This is a genomic window from Affinirhizobium straminoryzae (assembly GCF_007004135.1).
GTDB classification, from domain to species: Bacteria; Pseudomonadota; Alphaproteobacteria; order Rhizobiales; family Rhizobiaceae; genus Neorhizobium; species Neorhizobium straminoryzae.
This window is the reverse complement of record NZ_VJMG01000081.1, coordinates 1-23,747: the sequence shown is the minus strand read 5'-3', so window position 1 is coordinate 23,747 and position 23,747 is coordinate 1. Positions and strand designations below refer to the sequence as shown.

The window sequence follows — 23,747 nt, the reverse complement described above, 5'->3', positions numbered from 1 at the left end:
ACCGGAAACTCTGGGGCATTTCCAGCGAATGTGAGACCGCGGTTTCGCGGCAATAGCATGCGCGCGGCCTTGTCGAGGCTGCAGCCTGTATCCCGTTATCCGGGATTGGTGCCGCCGGATCCGGTCGGCTCCAGTGAGGCGGCGGGGTCTTCTGGGCCACCTCGGCGATTGTCGATCGCACAAGGCGCTTTTCAGGAGCGGATTGATGGCCGGGCGGTCTTCCGCCCGGCCTTTTTCGTTAGCGCCCTGCCTGATTTTTCGCAGCCTGTCGCCTGCTTGATCGGCATATGCGGCATTCCGCAATCATCGGACGGCCAGAGCCTCTGCCGTTTTCAGCTTTGGCATGCGGGTTGCTTTCCAGTCTTGTATGCAAGATTTGTCCACAGTCCCGCCGCAGCTCCAGTCCATCGACAAGGCTATTGTCGATGCCATTCTGTCGGCCCGCATTCAGCCCGGCGCCCGCCTCAGCGAAAACCAGCTGGCCGCGCTGTTTTCCGTCTCCCGTACCCGGGTGCGGGAAGCCATGATGCGGCTGGAGGCACGCTGTATCGTCACCGTCAGTCCCCGGCGCGGCTGGTTCGTGTCCGAACCCTCGGCCGAAGAGGCAAGGCATGTCTATGGCGCGCGCCGCATCATCGAGTCCGGCCTTTTGCGGACCATGCCATGCCTGAAGGCTGAAGACCGGCAAGCGTTGCACCGGCATCTCGAGGATGAGAGGCAGGCCATTGCCGCAGCCGATCGGCAGCGCCTGACCTGTCTGATGGGCGATTTCCATATTCGCCTCGCGGAAATTGCCGGCAATCCGGTGCTGACCGAGGTGCTCCGGGACCTGACCGCCCGCACCATCCTGATTTCCCTGATGTATCAGTCGGTGGTTCACGCCCTGCAGTCCCATGACGGACACTGCGCCATCGTGGCGGCGCTGGAGGCGAACGATCCCGAAGCGGCCGCAGCCCTCGCCATTCGCCATCTCGATGAGGTGGAGGAGGGGCTGGATCTCACGCGTCGGCCGGACCCGCTCGCCGACCTGCGCCGCAGTCTGCAGCCCGATACCGAGGCGCCCTCCGCCTCTCCCATGCTCAAGATCATCAACCGATAGCCCCAGAAGGAGACCCCTGATGCTGACCAGAAGACTGTTTGTTGCCGCCACCGTTCTTGCTGCCTCGCTCGGCTTTGCCGGTGCCTCGCATGCCGATGCCCTGTCCGACATTACTGCCCGTGGCACGCTGCGCGTCGCCGTTCCCCAGGATTTTCCGCCCTTCGGCAGCGTCGGCACCGACATGGCGCCGCAGGGCTATGACATCGATACTGCCAAGCTGATCGCCGAGAAGCTGGGCGTGAAGGTGGAACTGGTGCCGGTCACCAGCGCCAACCGCATTCCCTATCTGCAGACCGGCAAGGCCGATCTGGTGATCTCCAGCCTCGGCAAGAACCCGGACCGCGAAAAGGTCATCGATTTCTCCGTGGCCTATGCGCCCTTCTTCAACGGCGTCTTTGCGCCTGCCAGCGTCAAGGTCAGCAAGCCGGAAGAGCTGTCCGGCAAGACGGTCGGCGTCACGCGCGGCGCCATCGAAGACCTCGAACTGACCAAGGTCGCGCCGGCTGACGCAACGATCAAGCGCTACGAGGACAATAACGGCACGATCTCCGCCTTCCTCTCCGGCCAGGTCGAGGTGGTGGCCACCGGCAACGTGGTGGCAGCCGCCATTCTTGCCAAGAACCCGCCGAAGCGTCCCGAGCTGAAGTTCCTCATCAAGAACTCGCCCTGCTTCATCGGCCTCAACAAGAACGAGCCGGCCCTGCTGGAAAAGGTGAACGCCATCATCGACGCCGCCAAGAAGGACGGTTCGCTGAACAAGATCGCCCAGAAGTGGCTTGGCCAGGACATCCCGGCAGATCTGTAAGCCGCATTTCCCACGCGGGGCGGGGGCTTTGCCTTCGCCTCGCATCCTTCGGCTGCTCATCGGGAGAAACCCCGTGAAGTATCATCTGGATTTCAGCTGGCTGCCGCAATATGCGCCGGATATCCTCAAGGGGGTGATGATCACCCTCGAACTCATTGCCGTCGGTGGGGTGCTCGGCATTCTGCTTGGCATTTTCTGTGCCTGGGCGCGCGCGCTCGGGCCGCGCTGGCTGAAGGCGCCGGTCGGGCTTTATGTCGAGCTGATCCGCAACACGCCCTTCCTCATCCAGCTGTTCTTCATCTTCTTCGGCCTGCCGTCGATCGGCGTGCAGATGGGGGAACTGACGGCCGCCAATCTCGCCATGGTCATCAATCTTGGCGCCTATGGCTGCGAGATTATCCGCGCCGGCATCCAGGCAACGCCGAAGGGCCAGTTCGAAGCCGGGCGCAGCCTTGCCATGTCACCGGTGGAAACCTTTCGGCATGTGGTGCTGGTGCCTTCGCTGCAGCGCATCTGGCCGGCCTTGTCATCGCAGGTGGTCATCGTGATGCTCGGCTCTTCCGTCGTCTCGCAGATCGCCACCCAGGACCTCACCTTCGCGGCCAACTTCATCCAGTCGCGCACCTTCCGCGCCTTCGAGGCCTATATCGTCTCCACGGTCATCTATCTGGTGCTGGCCGTCATCGTGCGGCAGGTCATGACGCTTGTCGGCCGGGCGCTCTTTCCGAGGAGGACGGCGGCATGATCGAATTCACCACCTGGGACATTCTGCGCAATCTGCTGCTGGCCGCCCGCTGGACGGTGCTGCTGTCGCTCGTCTCCTTCATTGGTGGCGGCCTGCTCGGCCTTGCGCTGCTGTTCGCACGCATCAGCCCGCGGCGCTGGCTGTCGAAAGCCATCGGCTATTACATCGAGCTGTTTCAGGGCACGCCGCTGCTGATGCAGATGTTTCTCGCCTTCTTCGGTCTCGGCCTGTTCGGCGTTGACGTGCCGGCCTGGCTTGCCGCCGGCATGGCGCTGATCCTGTGGTCGGCGGCCTTCCTCACGGAAATCTGGCGTGGCTGTGTGGAATCCATCGCCCGCGGCCAGTGGGAGGCCTCGGCCAGTCTTGGCATGGGACGCCTGCAGCAGATGCGTTACGTGATCCTGCCGCAGGCGCTGAAGATTGCCATCCCCCCCACCGTCGGCTTCTCGGTACAGGTCGTCAAGGGAACGGCGCTCACCTCCATCATCGGTTTCGTCGAGCTTTCCAAGGCCGGAACCGTTGTCACCAATGCCACCTTCCAGCCCTTCACCGTCTATGGCTTCGTGGCCCTCATCTATTTCGCGCTCTGCTGGCCCTTGTCCAAGAGCAGCCAGATCCTCGAAAGGAAGCTCAATGTCGCTCATCGAAATCACTGAGGTTCGCAAGAGCTTTGGCGCCAACGAGGTGCTGAAGGGCATCAATCTCGATGTGCAGCCGGGCGAGGTGATCGCCATCATCGGCAAGAGCGGTTCCGGCAAGTCGACGCTTCTGCGCTGCATCAACGGGCTGGAAACGATCAGCGGCGGCTCCATCTCCGTTGCCGGCGCCCAGCTTGCGGACGACGAGGTGCATCTGAAGGCGCTGCGCCTGAAGGTCGGCATGATCTTCCAGCAGTTCAACCTGTTTCCGCACCTGACGGCCGGCGGCAATGTGATGCTGTCGCAGATGGTGGTGAAGAAGACGGGCAAGGCCGAAGCCGAGGTCATGGCCCGCAAGATGCTCGACCGCGTCGGCCTCGGCCACAAGTTCGATGCCTATCCCGACCAGCTGTCTGGCGGCCAGCAGCAGCGCGTGGCGATTGCGCGCGCGCTTGCCATGCAGCCGATCGCGCTGCTCTGCGACGAAATCACCTCGGCGCTCGATCCAGAACTCGTGTCGGAAGTGCTGGCCGTCGTGCGCGAACTGGCGGCGGAGGGCATGACGCTGCTGATGGTGACCCACGAGATGAAGTTCGCGCGCGATGTCTGCTCGCGCGTCGTCTTCATGCATCAGGGGCGCGTGCACGAGATCGGGCCGCCGGAGGACGTGTTTGCCCATCCGCAGACGCCGGAACTGCGCCAGTTCCTCGGCATGACCGGTCACGCCTGAACCGCTTCCCAGAATCACTATTGTCACGACGAGGGCGGCGGACCGGTTCCGCCGCCCTCGTCGTGCTGCTTTCCGGTGTCAGGCGATTCTGTTAGGAAAGCGTGCCCGCTGTTCATGCAGCCATCCTGGAGGAGCCGGAGGAGGTCGCCATCGGTCAAAAACATGCCGGGGAGGGGATCTTTTCGATAGGTCAGTATTGCTGACCTGTTGGATATTGTGTAAAGCAGATGGCAGAAGAATTGAAATATGAGGAAACATCGGTGCTCGATTGGGATCATATCTTTGCGACGCGTTCGTCCAGGATGCGCGCTTCCGAAATTCGCGAACTTCTGAAGCTTCTGGAACGGCCGGACATCATCTCCTTTGCCGGCGGCATTCCCGATCCGGCGCTGTTTCCGGATGCGGCCTTCAAGGATGCCTATGCGGACATCTTCTCCAGCCCGCAGGTGAACGCCGCGCTGCAATATTCGGTCAGCGAAGGCTACAAGCCGCTGCGCGAATGGCTGGTCGGCGAAATGGAAAAGATCGGCATTCCCTGCAGCGTCGATAACGTGTTCATCACCTCCGGTTCGCAGCAGGCCCTGGATTATCTCGGCAAGCTGTTCCTTTCGCCAAAGGATACCGCCCTCGTCACCTGGCCGACCTATCTCGGCGCCTTGCAGGCCTTCAATGCCTATGAGCCGAACTACGACCAGCTGACGCCGAACGGCAACCGCACGCCGGACGCTTATCGCGACACGGCGGCGAAGAATGGCGGCGCGGTGAAGTTTGCCTATCTCTCGGCCGATTTCGCCAATCCGACCGGCGAGACGGTGGATCGCCAGGGCCGCGAGAAGGTGCTGGATCTGGCCGACGAACTCGACATCGCCGTCATCGAGGACGCCGCCTACCAGTCGCTGCGCTACGATGGCGAGCCGATCGCGCCGCTGCTGGCGATCGAGATTGCCCGCAAGGGCGGCATCGAGAACACCCGCACCATCTATTCCGGCAGCTTTTCGAAGACGCTGGCGCCCGGCCTGCGCGTCGGCTTCGTCGTCGCCAACATGTCGGTCATCCGCAAGCTGGTGCTGATGAAGCAGGCGGCCGACCTGCATTCCTCGACGATCAACCAGATCGCCATCGCAACGGTTGCCGAGCGGATTTTCGATGCGCAGGTGGCGAAGATCAAGGCCGCCTACACCGCGCGCCGCGATGCCATGCTGGCAGCCCTTGCGAAGTACATGCCGGCCAGCGCCAGCTGGACGAAGCCGGAAGGCGGCATGTTCATCTGGGTCACGCTGCCGGCGGGGCTGGATGGGGCGGAACTGCTGGCCCGCTCGCTCGAGACGGAAAAGGTGGCCTTCGTGCCCGGCCAGGCTTTCTTTGCCGATCGCTCCGGTGCCAACACGCTGCGCCTCTCCTTCTCCTGCGCCAACGAGGCGATGATCGAGGAAGGCATCCAGCGTCTCGGTCGCCTGATCCGCAGCGCGGAAGCCAAGGCCGCCTGACGTCTGCCGCGGGCCTTTGCCGCGTCCGATCGCGTTTCGTCGCGAATCTCTTCGCTTTCCCGGCGGCGCTGTGCCATGACAGGGCATGTCGCCGCCGGGTGCCGTCGCATCCGGTTGAGACGGCAGGAGGACGAGCGGATGCAGGGCCTTTCCGAAGACACACGCCGCGTACTCATCGATATCGCCCGTCAATACGGGGTCAGCGAGGACGCGGCCCTTGCCATGCTGCTGGCGGTGCAGCGCGGGCAGGGCACCATGGCGCAGTTCAACATCGGCGAACTCGGCGGCAGCGGCCAGTGGATGCTGGGTGGCATGACCATGGTCGGCGACATGTTCAATTACGGGCTGAAGAACACGGTGGACGGGCTCTGCAATGCCCTGTCGCAGGCCTTGTCGTCGGGGCGCATCCACCTGCCGAGCGCCGGCGGTGCTGCCTCGGCCTGGTGGCCGCAGTGGCTGGGCTCTCCCTCCAGCACCGGCGCGCAGAATGACAGCGCCTATGCGGTGTTTCCGAACCATCGCCGCCTCGCGATCAAGGATGGTGCAGGCGTGCATCTTTACGACACCGGCGACCATTTCATCTCGGGCGTCGGGCAGCAGCAGGGCTCCAATACCGGCCTGACCTTTTCCAGCCAATACGGCTCGTTTTCCGTCAGCAGCCTGCGGCGCGTCGATGAGGCAGCGCCCGCCGCCGCGCCGGACAGCAATGCCGGTGCCTCTGCCGATCCGGCTTTCCCGGTTCCGGTGCCTGCGGCATCCACGCAGGAGGTCGCCGAGCCTCGTCCCGCCGAGCCCTCGGCGATCCCGCCGGTTCCGCCGATGGTCAAGCCCGAGGTCGTTGCGGCGCCGGCGGACGGTGCGGCCATCCTGGCGCTGATCGAAAAGCTTGCCGCGCTGCGCGAAGCCGGCATTTTGACCGAAGCCGAATTCACCGCCAAGAAAACCGAGCTTCTCTCCCGTCTCTGACGGGGCTGCGGGGGAGAGGCCGAGATGGCGCGGCGCCCGCCGGTTGCCATTCCTGCCTCTGCGAGTCGACTTTGTCACATCTCTGTTAGACGACCATGGTTAAGCGGGGCAACCGAGACAAGGAGACTGCCCCATGAAGACGCTTCTTTCCGCTTTTACCGCTCTCGTCGCCTTTGGCGCACTGACCGCGTCGGCGCATGCCGCCGACCTCGTGCTTTATACCAGCCAGCCCAACGAGGATGCGCAGGCCACCGTCGATGGCTTCAAGGCTGCCAATCCGGGCATCACGGTGGAGTGGGTGCGTGATGGAACCACCAAGATCATGGCCAAGCTGATGGCCGAGATCGAGGCCGGCAATCCGGTTGCTGACGTGCTCCTGATCTCCGACACGGTGACGCTCGAGCGCCTGAAGCAGGACAAGCGCCTGCTGGCCTACCAGTCTCCCGAGGCCAAGGCCTATGACGGCTCGCTCTATGATGCGGACGGCTACTACTATTCCACCAAGCTGATCACCACCGGCATCATGTACAACACGCAGGCCTCCATGAAGCCTACGAGCTGGAAGGATCTGGTGAAGCCGGAAGCCAAGGGTCTCGTGACCATGCCGAGCCCGCTCACCTCCGGCGCTGCGCTGATCCATGCCCAGACGCTGACCGGCGATGCCAGCCTCGGCTGGGATTACTACCGCGCGCTGAAGGCCAATGGCGCGACGGCCTCCGGCGGCAACGGTGCCGTGCTGAAGTCGGTCGCCACCGGCGAGAAGGCCTATGGCGTCGTGGTCGATTACATGCCGATCCGCGAAAAGGCCAAGGGCGCGCCGGTGGAATTCGTCTTCCCGGCCGAAGGCGTTTCCGCCGTCACCGAGCCGGTCGCCATCATGGGCGGCACCAAGCATGCCGACGCCGCCAAGAAGTTTGTCGATTACGTACTGTCGGCCAAGGGGCAGGAAGGCTTCCTGAAGCTCGGCTATATCCCGGCTCGCAACGGCATGCCGGTTCCGGCCGGTTTCCCGGCCCGCGAAACGATCAAGCTGATGCCGCTCAATGCCTCAGAGGCGCTGAAGAACACCGACAAGGATCTGAAGACCTTCTCCGAGATCTTCGGCAGCAACTGATCCGGCGCTCTGATGCCTCGCCACGCTTTCGGAGGAAGCAGCCAGCCGCGCTGGCTGTTTCCCTTTATCCTTGTTTCCCTGTTCCTGTTGAGCGTGCTGCCGCTGGGGAGGCTTGCCGTGACCGGCATCCTGTCGCTCATCCGTGGCGGCGGTGACGGGCTTCTCTCTGATCCTGCGCTGTGGACGGCGCTGTGGAACACGCTGACCACCTCGTTTTTCGGCATGCTGGTCTCGGTCCTGCTCGGCGGTGTGTTTGCCATTCTGCTGACCCTGTTCGATATTCGCGGCCGCGGAATTCTCGGCTTCCTCTTCATGCTGCCGATGATGATCCCGCCGCAGGTGACGGCGCTTTCCTGGATCGGCCTCACGGGCCCCTCCAGCACGCTGCTCAAGGCCGTCGGCATGGCGCCGCCGCTCGGCAGTCCGCAGCCGCTCTATTCGCTGGGCGGGCTTGCCCTGCTGCTCGGCGTGCAGAATGCGCCGCTCGTCTATCTGTCGCTGCGCGCCGGCCTTCTGGCGCTGCCGCGCGATGGCATCGAGGCGGCGCGCCTTTCCGGCGCCTCGGCGCTGCAGGTGATGCGCGACATCATCCTGCCGCTGACGCTGCCGGGCTTTGCCGCAGGCGCCGCCATGGCCTTTGTCTCCAATGTCGGCAATTTCGGCATTCCGGCGATCCTCGGCATTCCGGCCTCGATCTATACGCTGACGACGCTGATCTATGCGAAATTCGCAAGCTTCGGCGCCAATACCTTTGGCGATATCTCGCTGTTGTCCGGCCTCATCGCGCTGCTGTCGATTGCCGGCCTTCTCGTCGAGGAGAGAGTGCTGAGCGGCCGCGATTACCGCATCATCGGTCTTTCCGGCCGTACCGCCGTCTTCCAGCTGAAGGCCTGGCGCGGGGCGAGCGAAATCCTGCTCTGGCTGGTGCTGGTGGCGATCCTCGTTATGCCCTTTGCCGCCCTCGTCGCCAGTTCGCTGGCGCCCGCCTATGGCGTGCCCTTGACGCTGAAGACCGCCACCACCTTTGCCTATCAGGAGGTGATCCTGCGGCAGGCGGTAACGCGAACGGCCTTTGCCAATTCCATCGGCCTGTCGCTTGCCACCGCCTTCGGGCTGCTGCTGATCACGGTGCTGATGGGCTATGTGGTGGCGCGCAGCCGGCGGCGGCTGGCGGCGGTGATCAGCGCGCTTGCCGATATTCCCTATGCGCTGCCGGGCATCGTGCTGGCGGTGGCCTGCATCCTGCTGTTTGCGGCACCGCTGCCGCTGATCGGCGTATCGATCTACGGCACGCTCTGGATCCTGCTGTTTGCCTATCTCTCCAGCTTCCTTGCGGTGAGCCTCCGGCCGATCGCCAGCGCCTTTCGCCAGCTCGACCCCTCGCTGGAGGAGGCGGCGCGGCTGGCGGGCGCGGGCTTCGGGCGGCGCATGCGCGATATTCTCGGCCCGCTCGTAGCACCGGCCGCCGGGGCGGCGGTCATTCTGGTCTTCCTGATCGCCTGCAACGAGCTGACGGTTTCGGCGCTTCTCTGGTCCGCCGGCACGCAGACGCTCGGCGTTGCGATCTACAATCTCGATGACAGCGGCAGCTTCAACCTCGCCTCGGCGCTCTCCGTGCTGGTGGTGGCGATGGTGGTGGTCATGATGGTTCTTCTCGAACTGATGGCGAACCGGCTGCCCAAAGGAGTGGTGCCGTGGCGCAGCTGATCCTCAACCATGTGTCCAAGGATTTCGGTACAGGCAAGCCGGCTGTCACGGGGGTTTCTCTCAACATTCGCGAAGGCGGCTTCCTGGCCCTGCTCGGCCCCTCCGGCTGCGGCAAGACCACGGTTCTGCGGATGATTGCCGGCTTCGAACAGCCGAGCGATGGCGAGATCTTTCTCGGCGAGTGGCGTCTTGCGGATGTCAATGCCATGGTGCCGCCGGAAAAGCGCAACATGGCGATGGTCTTCCAGTCCTATGCGCTGTGGCCGCACATGTCGGTGGCCGAAAATGTCGGCTATCCGCTGAAGGTGCGCGGCGTGGGGCGCGCGGCGCGCGACCGCAAGATCCGCGAGGCGCTGGAAGCCGTGCGGCTGGAAGCCTATGCGGACCGCCGTCCCGCCGATCTTTCCGGCGGCCAGCGCCAGCGCGTGGCGCTGGCCCGCTGCCTGGTCACCGATCCCGACGTGGTGCTGCTCGACGAGCCGCTTGCCAATCTCGACCGGCATCTGCGCCAGGAGATGGAGGAAACCTTCCGCGAGTTCCACGCCCGCTCCGGCGCCAGCATGATCTATGTGACGCATGACCAGGCGGAAGCCATGGCGCTGGCAACCGACGTCGCCGTCATGGCCGAGGGACGTCTGCTGCAGCTGGCGTCGCCGCAGGAGATCTATGCCCGACCGGAGGGACGTCTGGTGGGCGGTCTGATCGGGCAGGGCGCCATCCTGCATCTTGCCTGGCCGGTCGGTGCGGACCGCGCGCTGGAATGGCCAGCCCTGCAGGCCTGCTTCGGGCCGAAGCCCGGCGCCCATCTGGCCGATGTTCTGGTGCGTCCGCAGGATGTGGTGATCTCGGATGAGGGCCTCGACGTGGTGGTGGAGACTGCGGTGTTCGAGGGGGAGCGCCATGCGCTGCGCCTGAGGCTCCCCGATGGCCAGACACTGCGCGCCTTCAGCCGGCGTCCCGTGACGGTCGGCGAGCGCATCCGCGTCGTCATCCGCTCCGCTTGGCGGTTGTAAGCGCGGGAGAGGGCGCTATTGTCCCTTCCTCATTCCCAGAGACGCAGAGAGTGCAGGTCTGCGTCGTCCATCCGACCGGAGCCCGACCGTGACTGAACCGCTGAATGCCTGGCCGCCGGAACGCACCGTCTTTAAGATCGCCGGCATCGAGATGCGGGTCGCTCCCGGCCGCCATCGGCTGGAGGCGCTGGCCGCCGCCGAGATTGCCGAAAACTGGGCGGCGGAGGTTGCCGCCAATCCGGCTCTGTTCAACGGCGAGGTGCTGCTGCCCGAAGAGATGGTGCTGCGGGAGGGCGTGATCCATGCCACGGCACGTGCCACCGGCTTTGCCACCACGCTGTGGTGGCGCAAGCACGTAAGCCCGACCGAAGGCCTGTTTCTCAATGCGAGCGCCGTGCCGATTTCCGCCGATGGCCTGCCGATCGCGATCCGCATGGCGCCCCACACCGCCAATGCCGGCAAGGTCTATTTCGCGACCGGTTCGCTCGACCTCTCTGATGTGCGCGACGACGGCACCTGCGACGTGCTGGGCAGCATGACGCGCGAGGTGCTGGAAGAAACCGGAATCGATCTCAAGCGGGAGGCGACGGCAGAGCCGGCGCTCTATGCCGTGCATTTCGGACGCCGATTCTTCGTGTTCCGCTTCTTTCACCTGTCCGAGACGGCTGAACAGATCTGCCGGCGCGTAGAGCGCCATATGCAGGGCGAAACGGAACCGGAAATCGATGCGGTCTTCGCGCTCACGGCCGACGAGGGCCATGCGCATCGCTATCACGACCTGACGCCGATCATTCTCGCGTTCTTTTTCGCGCGCAGGATGAACGCGGCGGGTTGATCCGCCGGGTTGTCTCGGGCACCTTGGCCCGCATCTTATCACCGGGCCGTGATGGTGCCGCGACAAAGGGGGAGGCTTCCTTGGGTCTGAACTATGCCATTTACGACGTCTTCACCGACAAGGCGCTGCAGGGCAATCCGCTGGCCGTGGTCTTCGACGCCGATGGCATGACGGACGAAGCCATGCAGGCGCTGGCTGGTGAGATGAACCTGTCCGAGACCGTCTTCGTGCAGCAGGCCGAAAATCCGGCCCATGCGGCAAGGCTGCGCATCTTCACCCCCACCCGTGAACTCCCCTTTGCCGGCCATCCGACGGTCGGTGCCGCGATTGCGCTTGCCGAGCGGCGACATGCGGACGAGCGGCCGGATCTCGATCTTGTCTGCGTGCTGGAGGAAAATGTCGGTCCCGTTCGCTGTGCCGTGCGGCTTTCGGACAGGCAGGCAAGCTTTGCCGAATTCGATCTGCCGCGCAATCCGCAGCGCATCCCGCTTGGTCTTGACCGGCAGGGACTGGCCGACGCGCTCAGCGTCAAGCTTGCCGATATCGGCTTCGAGAATCACGTACCGGAAATCTGGACCGCCGGCGTGCCGTTTCTGATGGTCCCGCTGCACAATCTGGCAACCGCCGAGTCGATCGATTTCGATGCCACGCTGTGGGAGCGTGCGGCGCCCCTGGTCGAAGGGCGGCTTGCCTCGGTCTATGCCTATTGCCGGGGCGGCGTACACCATGCCGCACGCTTTCATGCCCGCATGTTCTCGCCCGACATGGGCATTGCCGAAGATCCGGCGACCGGCGGTGCCGTGGCGGCGCTGGCTGGTGCTATCCACCAGTTCGATGCGCTCCCGGACGGGCATCACCCGCTGCTGATCGAGCAGGGGGTCGAGATGGGGCGACCGTCCTACATCCACCTTCACATGGATGTGAAGGATGGCGGCATTTCGCGTGCTCGTATTGGTGGACAGGCGGTCAAGGTTGCCTCCGGCACCTTCCACGTCTGACACCACGCACGGCGGAATCAAAATCTTTTCACCGCGCCGGAACCGCAAACCGGCTTGTCCGTTATTGGGGCCGTGCGGGAGAAGGACGATGCCGATACCGATCATTCATGTTGCTATGACGATGTGCGCCATGGAACCGCCGGTGCAGACCGTCCGGTCTTGTCCGGCGTGCGGTCTTGTCCGCTTCCGCTGACCTTCCCCGACAATGCGTGGCAGCCCATGGGCAGGAACGGCGTGCGGAGCGCAGCGCGCCCCATGGTCAGCCCCGCACCCACCAACAGACAGATTGTCGCCGCCTTGTTCAGGCCTATGGCAGCCGCCGGGCCACTGCGGTGATTCGAAATGCAAGGAGACCCTGATGATCAGGAGCGAAAAAAGGCCGAGCGATGATCCTCTCAATTCCGAGGATCTGGCGCGGTGCCAGCAGGTTTTTGAGCGCCTTCGGGCCGAGATCTGCCCCGATGACGATCAGGAGGAAACCAATCGACTGGCTGCCATCACCATGGAGCTTTATCGGCAGGGCGTTCGACGCGAAGACATGCTGCGCGATATGGTGGCGGCCGCCCGCGGTCACCACTAAGGGTGGTCGGTGGAGCGGGCGATCATCTCCTGCCCGCCGGCGCCGCGAGACGGAAAAGCCTTCCCGAGACGCGTGAAGGCCGAAGATTGCACAAGGGCGCGGGGAGATCTTCCCCGCGCCCTTTCCGTTTCCCTATCCCGCTTTCCCTGCGGTCGGATCGCAGGAGCATTCAAAACTTGCCGTTTACGTAAACTGCGGTTTATACCTGTGCCCGAGGATTAGACATCGCGTGTGCCTGGGGAGGACATGATGCCATTGCCGAAATCGTTCGAGACGCTTCGCCTGCCGGCTGTTGCGGCGCCCATGTTCCTGGCATCGGGACCGGATCTCGTCGTGGAAACCTGCCGCGCCGGGCTGGTCGGTACCTTTCCGGCGCTGAACCAGCGCACGACCGAGGGTTTTGTGGCCTGGCTGGACGAGATCCGGCAGCGACTGGCGCCGCATCCCGCTGCCGCCCCCTTCGGCGTCAATCTGATCGTGCACCGCTCCAATCCGCGGCTCGAAGCCGATCTTAAGGCCGTCGTCGAACACAAGGTGCCGCTCGTGATCACCTCGCTTGGTGCCGTTGCGGATGTGGTGAAGGCCGTGCAGTCCTATGGCGGTCTCGTCTTCCACGATGTCATCAGCCGGCGCCATGCGGAAAAGGCGGCGGAGGCCGGGGTCGACGGCATCATCGCCGTCTGCGCGGGGGCCGGAGGGCATGCGGGCACGCTGAACCCCTTTGCCTTCATCCCGGAAATTCGCTCCTTCTTTGAGGGCACCATCCTGCTGTCCGGCGCGATCAGCACGGGCGAACAGATCGCAGCGGCCCGCCTGATGGGGGCGGATCTCGCCTATCTCGGGACCCGTTTCCTGGTGACGCGGGAATCCATGGTGAGCGAGGCCCAGAAGCAGATGACGCTGCAGGCTGGTGCGGGAGACATCCTCTACACGGACGCCATCTCCGGCGTGAACGCCAACTTCCTGCGCGCCAGCATCGTGGCGGCCGGTCTCGACCCGCAGAAACTCGTGTCGCACGGTCCGATGGATCTGGGCAGCGAGGCCAAGGCCTGGAAAAGCGTCTGGTCGGCGGGGCAGGGCGTGTCCGCCATCGATGACATTCCCACGGTGGCGCAACTGTGCAGGCGCCTTATCGACGATTACGGCCGGGTCATGCGGGGTGCGGCCGGGGATCGCTTCCTCGTCCCGTGAACGCGGTCCTGTGGAAGGGGCATGATGCTGCCCCGCAGCGCACTTGTGTTGCGTAGATTGCATGTGTGGTGGGGATGCTATTGCGAAATTGCCATGGCTCACATCCTTGTGAGAGATGGAATCCAACTCCGCAAGCGCAGGTTCTAGAATTCAAGTCATTGAAATAAAAATATAATCTTCGGCGTTGCGTATCCTTCACGACCGTTCGCGAAACAGACACGCTAAGGTGAGCAGTGTTGCCGTTGTTTCGCTTCTCTTTTCCTCCCATGTCCATGGTGCGTCGCAATGAACGGCGCGAGGAAACAGAAGAAGGAGCTACTCCCATGGCCAAGCTGATTGCAGCCGCGACCCTCGCCGTAACCCTTGCCGGCACGACTGCCGCATTCGCCGCCAGCCCGATCCCGGATGATGCCATCCGCGATCAGGTCTACAAGACGGAAGCGACGGCCCATCTGCAGAAGGCACCGCCCGGAACGCCGGTCTACGACAAGATCTATGCCGGCTCTGACGCCTATAGCGTCACCTACATCGTCCAGCCGGACGGACGCCTGAAATTTGTGGATTCGCAACTGTTGGAAAGTCAGTAACCGGAGGCCTTCAGGTCTTCCGGATCATTTGAGGAGCGAAGCGAAATGAAACGCGTAATTGCCTTTACCTTTGCCGCATTGATCGGCGCCAGCACCGTCGTCTTCGCGGAAGACCTGCGGCACGCCGCCAATGGCCGTCTCAGCATCCACTCGGTCGGTGACTGGGTCTCGCAGGACGTGATCGACCAGGGCCATGCCTATGTGGAACATTACCAGGTCCAGGCCGACCATACGCTGAAGCTTATGGATCGTCAGCCGATCCAGCCATAACCCCCTGGCCTTTGCCAGAGGGACGAGACCGGGCGCAGACATGTTCTGCGCCCCGTCTCGTAATGCCTGCTTCCAGACAGCATAAAGCCCCCGAAGCGGATGCCTGGGGGCTGGTCATGCGTTATGCTGTCCGTGCGCCGTCATGGCGCGGGCTGCAGGATCATGTTTCCGCCAATCAGCGGAACGAACGGGATGCAATCGAACGAATGTCGTAGCGGGTCAGGCCGATATCGCTGAGGGCCTGGTTCGAAAGACTGCCGAGCTCGTTCATCGTGCGGCGGTAGCTGATCCAGCTCTTGGCGAGACGAATCGGGTTCATGGGTGTTTCCTCAAGACTTTTGTTTTGCCTGCCGGTCGAACCGTGGTCGTCACGATCTCGTTGCCGGCGATGGCGCTCTTATACATCCGCATAATATGAAGGTGCAGTGCAAAATCGAAGCGACTGCCATGCATTTGTGCAATGTGGTGCCGAAATTTGCATCTTTGGCCGAAATTTAAGCGGCAGATTGGACGCGGCGTGGAAACGGCGCACAAAAAAACGCCCCCCGGAATGGGAGGCGTTTTGGAAGAGGCCCGAGGGCCGCCTGTCGTTGCAGATCAGATGCCGACGGCGGTGCGAGCGATGCGGCGGATGTCGGAGCGGCCAATGCCGAGGTCGGTCAGTTCGCGGTCCGACATGCGGCCGAGTTCGGAAACGGTCTGACGGTACTTGCGCCAGTTGTTGAGCGAGCGTGCGATGTTCATGGTTTTCGTCCTTTGGTCTCTGGTGCGCCGTGGCAGGGCCGATCGGCATGTCTCTCAATCGATTGAATGCAGTATATGCTGCACCGCGTATAAGAACAGCGCCCATCCTGTATGACACCTATGCATTACGCGCATTGCTCCGCCAAAATCGTTAAGGATGATGGCCGCAAATGAGCGAAAAACGGGCAGGATTGGAGCTGGGGAAGGTCTGTTGCCAGGGCGGGGCGCACAAATGAAGACGCCCACCGGGGGAGGAGGACCGGTGGGCGTCAGGAAAGTGACTGGCGATCGGGAGGAGGAGTATCGCCAGTCCATCGTGGTTCGCCGGGAGGAGGAGTGCGAAACCACGAAATTCGTTCGGGAAAATACCCGAGGCTTTTGCAGAGCAGGGCTCCCGACCGCCACGTCGTTGGAACATCTCTGTTCCTCTTGAAGCTACTATAGCGAATTGCCGCATTTTGTGCAGTGCAATAAGGGAATGCGAGCTATTCCCTCACCTCATGGCTCTGTATCGCCGTGAACCACACTATCGCCAATCCATTAGAATTTGGTAAATTAACCTTGCCGCGGGCTTGCCTGTTGAAGAGGGGATGTGCGCCCGGGAGACGGTGCTGCGGTTGTCATTTTTCCTTTGCGTGGGGAAAAAACGGTTGTTATAGAGACGCGCGCTCCGGAAGGCCTCTGCGCGAGGAATTTCGACGTGGTATCGGGGCGCGGGTATGGTGAAATTGGTAGACACGCCAGATTTAGGTTCTGGTGCCGCAAGGCGTGGGAGTTCAAGTCTCTCTACCCGCACCAGTTCCGCGGCAGCATTGCCGCAGGCCTGATCCGCCTGGCGGCAGCATGAGCCCCAGCGCAAACGAGATTGCATCGAAGCCACGACCGGCGACAGGTTCCGGCGTCGTGCTCATGGAAACCCCGGCTGTGTGAGCACCGCCGCATGATATGAAGGTATGACAATGCAGGTTATCGAAACGCTCGCTGAAGGGCTGAAGCGCGAAATCAAGGTCGTAATCCCGGCCAAGGACATGGAACAGCGCATGAACGAGCGCCTGGCGGAAGCCAAGGACAAGGTGCGCGTCAACGGTTTCCGTCCGGGCAAGGTGCCGATGGGCCACCTGAAGAAGATGTACGGCAAGTCGGTGATGGCCGAGCTCGTCAACGAGATCGTGCGCGACCGTCCCGCTGCCATCCTCTCCGAGCGTGGCGAGAAGTCGGCCACCCAGCCGCAGATCTCGATGACCGAGGATGAAGCCGAAGCCGAGAAGATCCTCAACGCTCAGGTCGATTTCGAATTCACCCTGTCCTACGAAGTCATTCCGCCGATCGAACTGCAGCCGACGAGCGGCATCAAGGTGACCCGCGAAGTCGTTGAAGTCTCGGAAGACGAGGTCAACGAGCAGATCCTCAAGATCGCCGAAAACGCCCGCACCTATGCCGCCAAGGATGGCGCCGCCGAAACCGGCGACCGCGTCACCATGAATTACCTCGGCAAGGTTGATGGCGTTGCCTTCGATGGCGGCGCTGCCGAAGATGCCGATCTCGTCATTGGTTCCGGCCGCTTCATCCCGGGCTTCGAAGAGCAGCTGGTTGGCCTGAAGGCTGGCGAAGAGAAGGTCATCACGGTCACCTTCCCGTCCGAATATCCGGCTGCCAACCTGGCCGGCAAGGAAGCCACCTTCGATATCACTGTGAAGGAAGTCGCGGCCCCGGCTGGCCTCGAGCTGAACGACGAGCTGGCCACCCAGCTCGGCATCGAATCGCTCGACAAGCTGAAGGAAATCGTGCGCGGCCAGATCGAGGGCCAGTACGGCAACGTCACCCGCCAGAAGGTCAAGCGTCAGATCCTCGACCAGCTGGACGAGATGTACAAGTTCGATACCCCGGCCGGCCTGGTCGACGCCGAGTTCGAAAACATCTGGCGCCAGATCAACACCGACCTGCAGCAGTCCGGCAAGACCTTTGCTGATGAAGACACGACCGAAGAGGAAGCCCGTGCGGAATACCGCAAGCTTGCCGAACGTCGCGTCCGTCTCGGCCTCGTTCTCTCCGAAATCGGCGAAAAGGCCGGCGTCGAAGTGACCGAAGAAGAAATGCAGCGCGCCCTCTACGCCCAGCTGCAGCAGTTCCCGGGCCAGCAGAAGGAAATCCTCGATTTCTTCCGCAATACGCCCGGTGCCGCCGCTTCGCTGCGCGCTCCGATCTTCGAAGAGAAGGTCATCGACAAGTTGCTCTCCGAAATCGACGTCACCGACAAGACCGTGACGAAGGACGAGCTGATGGCTGACGACGAAGCGTCTGCTGAAGACGCCGACACGGCGGAGAAGAAGAAGGCTGCCCCGAAGAAGAAGGCTGCCAAGGCTGACGCTGCCGAGGCTGCCGAGGGCGAAGAAGCTCCGGCCCCGAAGAAGAAGGCTGCTTCGAAGAAGAAGGCCGCTGAAGGCGACGCCGAATAAGACGCACGCGCCTCTGACAGTTTCGAAAACCCCCGGTGCCCTGCGCCGGGGGTTTTTCGTTGCGACGCTGATATGCCGGTGACGGCTGGATGGAACGCTGCGACACCGAAGAGCCAGCCGGAAAGCTCGCCTCCGCCTCAGGTGTCGATGCGCTCTTTCTATGTCGAGACGGAAGGGGCGTAACGGCTTGCCTTCAAAAAGGCGGGGCTCACCAACTCATGTGAGAAGGGGGTCCGCGAGCCCCTGACCGGCAGGACATGCCGGCTGCCGGTCCCTTAACCGGCAGAGGCCGCGCCGCTCAAGCGACGCGGCTGTGTGTCTGCTGCAAAGCTTCATCTCGGATTAAGAAGCCGTAAAAGCCTGTATCGATCCGGCGCATGGCATCCTCGATCGTCCAGCCGAAGGCCCAGGCCTCGCGCATCTGCTGCTGAGTATCCGGGTCCATGTCCGGAACCGTACGCAGCAGATAGGGATTGTCACTTGCAACCGCGCCCAGGATGCGCGCCCGCGCACCGCGCTCCTGACATTCAAGAAGAGACTCAATATTCATGTCTGTCGTCCAATGTAAGGTGGGGCTTAATATGGGCGTCATCTGGCAGGATCAAGGATGTTAACCGATCATTCATCATGTTTTTGCTGGGGCTTCTGCGGATAAAATGCTTGCAGAATCACTTGCTGTGAGCGTTCAGCGCGGTTCACTTCGAATATTCAGATAGGCCGGATCGAATTCGGCGAAACGTTGCAGTCTTCCCCAATCGAGAATTGTAATGCGCTCCCTTGACCAGGTCACGAATCCTGCAGCGCGCAGCTCCTGAATCACTCTGTTCATGTGCACTGTGGAGAGGCCCATGATGTCGGCCATCTGGGTCTGGGACAGAGGAAAGTGGAAGCTGCCGCCCTCAACGCGGTTGACGATCTGCAGGCGCATGTAAAGCTCGCAGATGATCTGCGCCAGGTGAGCCGCGCGGGAGCGTCTGCCCATGGCCACGATCCATTGCCGGCTGATGGCCGCCTGCACCAGGGTGTCGAGCCATAGCAACCGTGCGAGATGCGGGGCGCTCTCGGTGATGGTCTTCAACGCACTGTGATCCGCCATTGCGATGCGGCACGGCGAGAGCGCAATGATGCCATGGTCCATCGTCTTCACAAGGAAGGCATGCAGGTCGATGAATTCACCGGCCACATGCAGGGAGGTGAGCTGTCTTTGTCCGTCACCGGTGATGTTGTAGCGGGCCGCAAAGCCATCGAGCAGGAGAGAACTGGTGAGGGGTCTGTCACCCTCGGTGACGATGTCTTCCTGGGCTGCGACCCGTCGTTCCCGCGTGATTGCCATCCGCAGCATTTCCCGCTCGTCGTCGCTCAGCCGGTCGCGCTGCTCCAGATTGAGCAGCAAAGGCTCGATCATGTCCGTGTCTGCCATATCACTTCCCCTCTCGGTCGAGGGGTGAACAGATGGCGCGCAGTTTTGTGCCAGAGGCGGGAACAAAAATTTAGGGTGGTTGATTGGACCAACGAAAGGCGAGGTAAGAGCGATGGCCCATTACTATTTCGATGTGTTCAATGACGGCGCGCTGTATGGACCGGTGGCCATGGAACTGGAGGGCCGCGAGGCCGTGGAGCGCGAGGCGCACCGCATTCTTTCCGACATGGCGAGAGACGATCTGCTCGGCCGCGACGCCATGTCCATCGTGCTCGAGGTCCGGGACCAGCGCGGCCAATCCGTCTTCGTCGGCAGCGTCACCTTTGTCTCGCGCTGGCTGGATCGCAGGAGTGACGTCGTTTCACATCTGTCGTGATGCCGAGGCCCGCCTGCGGCAGGCAGGCGGGTTCTCCATGACCGCCGTTGCGATCAGCCTCCGGGGGGCGTCCACTTGAGATATATCGTTGCCAGCGGCGGCAGTGTCAGCATCACGGACTGTGGATGGCCATGCGCGCTCTCCGCGTCGGTCCAGACTTCGACTTGGCCGAGATTCGAGCCGCCATAGAGCCCGGCATCCGTGTTCAGTACCACCTGCCAGCGGCCCTCCTGCGGCACACCGACCCGGTAGCCTTCGCGCGCCACGGGCGTCATGTTGCTGAGCGCGAGAATCAGGCTTTTGCCGTCGCCCGTCTTTCGAAGCAGCCCGAAGACGGAATTTTCCGCATCGTCGCCGATGACCCATTCGAAGCCTTCCGGGTGCAGGTCTGCGAACTGCAGTGCGGGTTCGGCCCGGTAGAGCCGGTTCAGGTCACCCACCAGGCGTTGCAGGCCCGCATGCTCCGGCCTGTCGAGCAGATCCCAGTGGATGGAGCCGTCATGGTTCCATTCCGTCCACTGGCCGATTTCGCCACCCATGAAGAGCAGTTTCTTGCCGGGATGCGCCCACATGAAGCCGAAATAGGCCCGCAGGTTCGCCATCCTCTGCCAGGCATCGCCGGGCATCTTGCCGATCAGCGAGCCCTTGCCGTGCACCACCTCGTCATGGCTGAGCGGCAGCATGAAGCGTTCGGAATAGGCGTAGACCATGCCGAAGGTCATCATGCCGTGGTGGTGCCGGCGGAAGATCGGCTCCTTTTCCATGTAGTGGAGCGTGTCGTGCATCCAGCCCATGTTCCATTTGAAATCGAAGCCGAGGCCACCCTCTTCAACAGGTTTGGTCACGCCCGGCCAGGCGGTCGATTCCTCCGCCACCGTGAAGGCATGGCTGCAGCGTTGGTGAATGATGCTGTTGAGGTGCTTGAAGAATTCCACGGACTCGAGGTTTTCGCGTCCGCCGTATTTGTTCGGGATCCACTCGCCGTCCTTGCGCGAATAGTCGCGATAGAGCATCGAGGCGACCGCATCGACCCGCAGGCCATCGATATGGAAATGCTCCAGCCATTCCAGCGCCGAGGCAATCAGAAAGCCCTTCACTTCGTTACGGCCGAGATTGTAGATGAGCGTGTTCCAGTCCTTGTGAAAGCCCTCGCGCGGATCCTCGTGCTCGTAAAGCGCCGTGCCGTCGAAACGGGCAAGGCCCCAGACATCGGTCGGAAAATGCGCCGGCACCCAGTCGAGGAGGACGCCTATCCCGGCCGCATGGCAGCGGTCGATGAAATAGGCGAGGTCTTCCGGCGTGCCGTAGCGTCCAGTCGGTGCAAACAGCCCCAGCGGCTGATAACCCCAGGACCCGCCGAAGGGATGCTCCATGATCGGCATCAACTCGATATGGGTGAAACCGAGCTTCTGGACATAGGGGATGAGGCGCTGGCTGAGTTCCACCCAATCAAGCACGCGATTGCTTTCCTCCGCGATCCTGAGCCAGGAGCCGGGATGCACCTCGTAGACCGAGATCGGCCCTTCGCCGGCGCGACGGGCTGCGCCGCTGCGCATCCAGTCGTCGTCCGTCCAGCGGAAGGGCTGGCTGGCAGCGACGATCGAGGCGGTGGCGGGAGCTGCTTCGCTGGCGCGCGCCACGGGATCGGCCTTCTGCGGCAGCACGGTGCCGTTGCGGTCGAGGATCTCGAACTTGTAGCGGTCGCCCGGCCCAAGCCTGGGCACGAAAAGCTCCCAGACCCCGGAGGGCTGGCGAAGCCGCATCGGATGACGCCGCCCGTCCCAGGCGTTGAAATCGCCCACGACCGAAACGCGCCGCGCATTGGGCGCCCAGACGGAGAAGCGTACGCCGCTGACACCGTCCACCTCCATGGCACGGGCGCCGAGTGTGCGGCCGAGGTCGTAATGGGTGCCCTGGCCAATCAGGTGCAGGTCGAGGTCGCCAAGGAGCAGGCCGAAAGCATAGGGGTCTTCGGTCTCCTGCACGGCCTCGGGCCACTGGATGCGCAGGCGATAGGCATCCCCCCTATCGATGGCAGCGGCAAAGATACCGCCGGGATGGATCGCATGCATGCGAAAGCGCGTACCGCTGCCATCTCGGCTGAGGATCTCCACCCCCTCGGCGCCCGGAAGAAAGGCGCGGATGATCGTTGCCCCCTGGGCCGGATGGGGGCCAAGAAGCGCGAAGGGATCACCGTGGCGGCCATCGACCAGGGCGTCCAGCGCCGCGCGATCTATTCCTGTCATCAGTTCGGAACGCTCGATGTTCATGCAGTCTTCTCCGTCAGCCTGTCCACGATCGCGGCAAAGCCGGCGAGCGGGATGGGCAGCCATTTGGGCCGGTTGCGGGCTTCATAGGCAATTTCGTAGGCGGCCTTTTCCAGAAGATAGAGGTCGAGCATGCGTCGGCGTCGGTCGGGATCGACGCGGAGCGCCTCGGATTGTTCGACAGCGGCGAGATAGCCTTCCAGAAAGGCGGTCTCCGCCTGTTGCGTAAAGCGGCGGATCATTGCCGTGCGATCCGGGCTCTCCGTTTCGGTCACCGCCTCGTTTTCCAGCTCCGCAGTGGCCGCCAGATAGCTGAGGGATCGCAGAAGACCGGCCACGTCGCGCAGCGGAATGGTTTTCGCCCGGCGTTCCGACAGATCGCGTGCCGGCTCGCCCTCGAAATCGATGATGTAGGCATCGGCTTCGGCAATCAGCACCTGGCCCAGATGGAAGTCGCCGTGGTTGCGGATCATCATGACCCCCTCGGCAGCCTGCGCAAGTTCCGCTGCAAGTCCGGGCAGTTCGTCGCGACGGCTGAGGAGCGCATCCACGGTGCGGACGGTGTCGGTCTCCAGCTCCGCGCGTTGGTCGGCGAGGATCGAGAATGCCCTCTCGATCTGGCCGACTGCACTCTGCCGCCAGAGTTCCACATTCTCGGCCCGGGCGGGCAGCGGGCGAAAAGCCTCCTCGTCCGTGTCCGTCGCAAGCGCCGCATGCAGTTCGCCGAGCCGGGTGCCGATGGTGCCGGCCATAGTGACCAGCGGGCGCATCATGTCGTCCACGGCCTCTGGCTCCGCCTGGGTCAGCCCGATCTCATCGAGCGCCCGGCGCAGATTGGTCAGCATCCAGTTCCAGGCATCGCCCTGATTGCGGATGGCCCCCTGCACGAGGATCAGCGTGTAGCGTGCACCATCGGGGGCGACGCGCGCCACTTCCCCCAAAAGCGGTGCCGTGTTGGCGTAGCCGACCTTCGTCAGGTAACGCGTCATCTCCACTTCCGGATGGATGCCCGGGAAGATGTGGCGGATCAGCTTGATCATTGCGAGATCGCCGACGATCAGCGAACTGTTGGATTGCTCCGCAGACAGCCAGCGCACCGTCATCTCGTCGCTGATCGCCATACAGTCCAGCTGGTCGGTGCCGAGGAATTCCAGCGTGCCGGTGCGTCCTGACAGGAGCGAGCGTTCGCAGAGTCCCCGCAGCACGCCGTGGGCCAGTGCCTCCACGGAAAAGCCATCGGTGAGGAAACCGACGCGCCGGCCCTGACGGATGCGCGCCATGGCAAGCTGCTGGGCAAGCGCGGAGGGCTGCTGGTCGTCCCAGACGGTGGACAGAGGCAGGAGGTAGGTTTCCGTATGGCCTTCCAGTTCCGCCTCCAGCTCGCCGAGCAGGATGTTGTGGGTGGTGCCCATCGGCTGGGCGGCCACAAGCCGAGCGCTCTTCAGCCGCTCGCCCTTGGAGCCGAACCAGCGGCGCTTGGCGAGGTAGGCCGGCAGGATATCGCGCGACAGCGCCTGCGACAGCCGTTCCTCGTCGATGAGTTCCGTCAGGTCGCGCCGCAATACCAATGTGGTCAGGTCCGGCATCTGCTCCGGGGGCTCGGTGCGCCAGGCCGGACCGTCCGCCTCTGCAACAAGCTGGAACCAGTAGAAGGAGAAGGGCGGCAGCGTCAGCAGATAGGTCAGCTGGCCGATCGGCGGGAAGGGGGACATGCCGGTC

The 23,747-nt window shown here is 63.1% G+C and carries 24 protein-coding genes and 1 tRNA gene; 19 read left to right on the top strand and 6 right to left on the bottom strand.

What is annotated here, in order from left to right:
• Positions 1–367: 367 nt before the first annotated feature.
• The 16 genes from FNA46_RS23425 to FNA46_RS23350 all read left to right on the top strand — a co-directional run bounded on the left by FNA46_RS23425 (position 368) and on the right by FNA46_RS23350 (position 14,765).
• Positions 368–1,099 carry a GntR family transcriptional regulator gene (locus FNA46_RS23425; RefSeq protein WP_143127638.1) on the top strand — a complete coding sequence of 244 codons (732 nt, stop codon included), beginning with the start codon at positions 368–370 and terminating at the stop codon, positions 1,097–1,099.
• Between the two features lie 19 nt (positions 1,100–1,118).
• Positions 1,119–1,904 (top strand): transporter substrate-binding domain-containing protein, encoded by a 786-nt coding sequence (locus tag FNA46_RS23420; RefSeq protein ID WP_143127637.1) that lies wholly within the window; start codon positions 1,119–1,121, stop codon positions 1,902–1,904.
• A 73-nt stretch (positions 1,905–1,977) separates the two neighbouring features.
• Positions 1,978–2,649 carry an amino acid ABC transporter permease gene (locus FNA46_RS23415; protein ID WP_143127636.1) on the top strand — a complete coding sequence of 224 codons (672 nt, stop codon included), beginning with the start codon at positions 1,978–1,980 and terminating at the stop codon, positions 2,647–2,649.
• Positions 2,646–3,305 carry an amino acid ABC transporter permease gene (locus FNA46_RS23410; RefSeq protein WP_143127635.1) on the top strand — a complete coding sequence of 220 codons (660 nt, stop codon included), beginning with the start codon at positions 2,646–2,648 and terminating at the stop codon, positions 3,303–3,305. The genes FNA46_RS23415 and FNA46_RS23410 overlap by 4 nt, the downstream gene beginning before the upstream one ends.
• Positions 3,283–4,017, top strand: coding sequence for an amino acid ABC transporter ATP-binding protein (locus FNA46_RS23405; RefSeq protein ID WP_143127634.1), 735 nt, complete (start codon positions 3,283–3,285; stop codon positions 4,015–4,017). Before FNA46_RS23410 ends, FNA46_RS23405 begins: the two co-directional genes overlap by 23 nt.
• 260 nt (positions 4,018–4,277) lie before the next feature.
• Positions 4,278–5,504, top strand: a complete 1,227-nt coding sequence (locus FNA46_RS23400; RefSeq protein WP_143127633.1) for an aminotransferase-like domain-containing protein — start codon at positions 4,278–4,280, stop codon at positions 5,502–5,504.
• Positions 5,505–5,642: 138 nt separating this feature from the next.
• A complete protein-coding gene (locus FNA46_RS23395; protein ID WP_143127632.1) occupies positions 5,643–6,470 on the top strand; it encodes an SHOCT domain-containing protein in 828 nt (275 codons plus the stop codon).
• 133 nt (positions 6,471–6,603) lie between these two features.
• The gene (locus FNA46_RS23390; protein ID WP_143127631.1) at positions 6,604–7,584 is read left to right on the top strand and encodes an ABC transporter substrate-binding protein; all 981 of its coding nucleotides are present in this window, start codon (positions 6,604–6,606) and stop codon (positions 7,582–7,584) included.
• Between the two features lie 12 nt (positions 7,585–7,596).
• Positions 7,597–9,291: an ABC transporter permease gene (locus FNA46_RS23385; protein WP_143127630.1), complete on the top strand. Its 1,695-nt coding sequence runs from the start codon at positions 7,597–7,599 to the stop codon at positions 9,289–9,291.
• Positions 9,279–10,304, top strand: a complete 1,026-nt coding sequence (locus FNA46_RS23380) for an ABC transporter ATP-binding protein (protein ID WP_143127629.1) — start codon at positions 9,279–9,281, stop codon at positions 10,302–10,304. Before FNA46_RS23385 ends, FNA46_RS23380 begins: the two co-directional genes overlap by 13 nt.
• A gap of 88 nt (positions 10,305–10,392) precedes the next feature.
• Complete coding sequence (locus FNA46_RS23375; protein ID WP_143127628.1) at positions 10,393–11,139, top strand: NUDIX hydrolase; 747 nt, start codon at positions 10,393–10,395, stop codon at positions 11,137–11,139.
• 80 nt (positions 11,140–11,219) lie between these two features.
• Positions 11,220–12,137, top strand: coding sequence for a PhzF family phenazine biosynthesis protein (locus FNA46_RS23370; protein ID WP_143127627.1), 918 nt, complete (start codon positions 11,220–11,222; stop codon positions 12,135–12,137).
• A gap of 358 nt (positions 12,138–12,495) precedes the next feature.
• Entirely contained in the window at positions 12,496–12,717 is a 222-nt protein-coding gene (locus tag FNA46_RS23365; protein WP_143127626.1) for a hypothetical protein, read from the top strand.
• A 249-nt stretch (positions 12,718–12,966) separates the two neighbouring features.
• Entirely contained in the window at positions 12,967–13,908 is a 942-nt protein-coding gene (locus FNA46_RS23360) for an NAD(P)H-dependent flavin oxidoreductase (RefSeq protein WP_143127625.1), read from the top strand.
• A 323-nt stretch (positions 13,909–14,231) separates the two neighbouring features.
• Positions 14,232–14,495 carry a hypothetical protein gene (locus FNA46_RS23355; protein WP_143127624.1) on the top strand — a complete coding sequence of 88 codons (264 nt, stop codon included), beginning with the start codon at positions 14,232–14,234 and terminating at the stop codon, positions 14,493–14,495.
• A 45-nt stretch (positions 14,496–14,540) separates the two neighbouring features.
• Positions 14,541–14,765, top strand: coding sequence for a hypothetical protein (locus tag FNA46_RS23350; protein WP_143127623.1), 225 nt, complete (start codon positions 14,541–14,543; stop codon positions 14,763–14,765).
• Positions 14,766–14,940: 175 nt separating this feature from the next.
• Here the strand turns inward: FNA46_RS23350 and FNA46_RS23345 are convergent, their stop codons facing one another.
• The gene (locus FNA46_RS23345; protein ID WP_143127622.1) at positions 14,941–15,084 is read right to left on the bottom strand and encodes a DUF1127 domain-containing protein; all 144 of its coding nucleotides are present in this window, start codon (positions 15,082–15,084) and stop codon (positions 14,941–14,943) included.
• A 278-nt stretch (positions 15,085–15,362) separates the two neighbouring features.
• Positions 15,363–15,509: a DUF1127 domain-containing protein gene (locus FNA46_RS23340; protein ID WP_143127621.1), complete on the bottom strand. Its 147-nt coding sequence runs from the start codon at positions 15,507–15,509 to the stop codon at positions 15,363–15,365.
• Between the two features lie 713 nt (positions 15,510–16,222).
• Between FNA46_RS23340 and FNA46_RS23335 the strand changes: the two genes are divergently transcribed.
• Together FNA46_RS23335 and tig are read left to right on the top strand one after the other, a co-directional pair.
• Positions 16,223–16,307, top strand: a tRNA-Leu gene (locus tag FNA46_RS23335).
• Positions 16,308–16,468: 161 nt separating this feature from the next.
• Complete coding sequence (gene tig / locus FNA46_RS23330; protein ID WP_143127640.1) at positions 16,469–17,965, top strand: trigger factor; 1,497 nt, start codon at positions 16,469–16,471, stop codon at positions 17,963–17,965.
• A gap of 298 nt (positions 17,966–18,263) precedes the next feature.
• Here the strand turns inward: tig and FNA46_RS23325 are convergent, their stop codons facing one another.
• Positions 18,264–18,515, bottom strand: a complete 252-nt coding sequence (locus tag FNA46_RS23325; protein WP_143127620.1) for a CrpP-related protein — start codon at positions 18,513–18,515, stop codon at positions 18,264–18,266.
• Positions 18,516–18,650: 135 nt separating this feature from the next.
• Positions 18,651–19,370 (bottom strand): Crp/Fnr family transcriptional regulator, encoded by a 720-nt coding sequence (locus FNA46_RS23320; protein WP_143127639.1) that lies wholly within the window; start codon positions 19,368–19,370, stop codon positions 18,651–18,653.
• A gap of 127 nt (positions 19,371–19,497) precedes the next feature.
• Between FNA46_RS23320 and FNA46_RS23315 the strand changes: the two genes are divergently transcribed.
• On the top strand, positions 19,498–19,761 hold the full coding sequence (locus tag FNA46_RS23315; RefSeq protein ID WP_143127619.1) for a DUF6894 family protein: 264 nt from the start codon (positions 19,498–19,500) through the stop codon (positions 19,759–19,761).
• A gap of 53 nt (positions 19,762–19,814) precedes the next feature.
• Here FNA46_RS23315 and glgB read toward each other — a convergent pair whose 3' ends face one another.
• Together glgB and FNA46_RS23305 are read right to left on the bottom strand one after the other, a co-directional pair.
• Entirely contained in the window at positions 19,815–22,031 is a 2,217-nt protein-coding gene (gene glgB, locus FNA46_RS23310; RefSeq protein ID WP_143127618.1) for a 1,4-alpha-glucan branching protein GlgB, read from the bottom strand.
• The coding region (locus tag FNA46_RS23305; protein WP_185969973.1) for a putative maltokinase at positions 22,028–23,747 on the bottom strand (1,720 nt) is incomplete at its 5' end. The genes FNA46_RS23305 and glgB, both read right to left, overlap by 4 nt.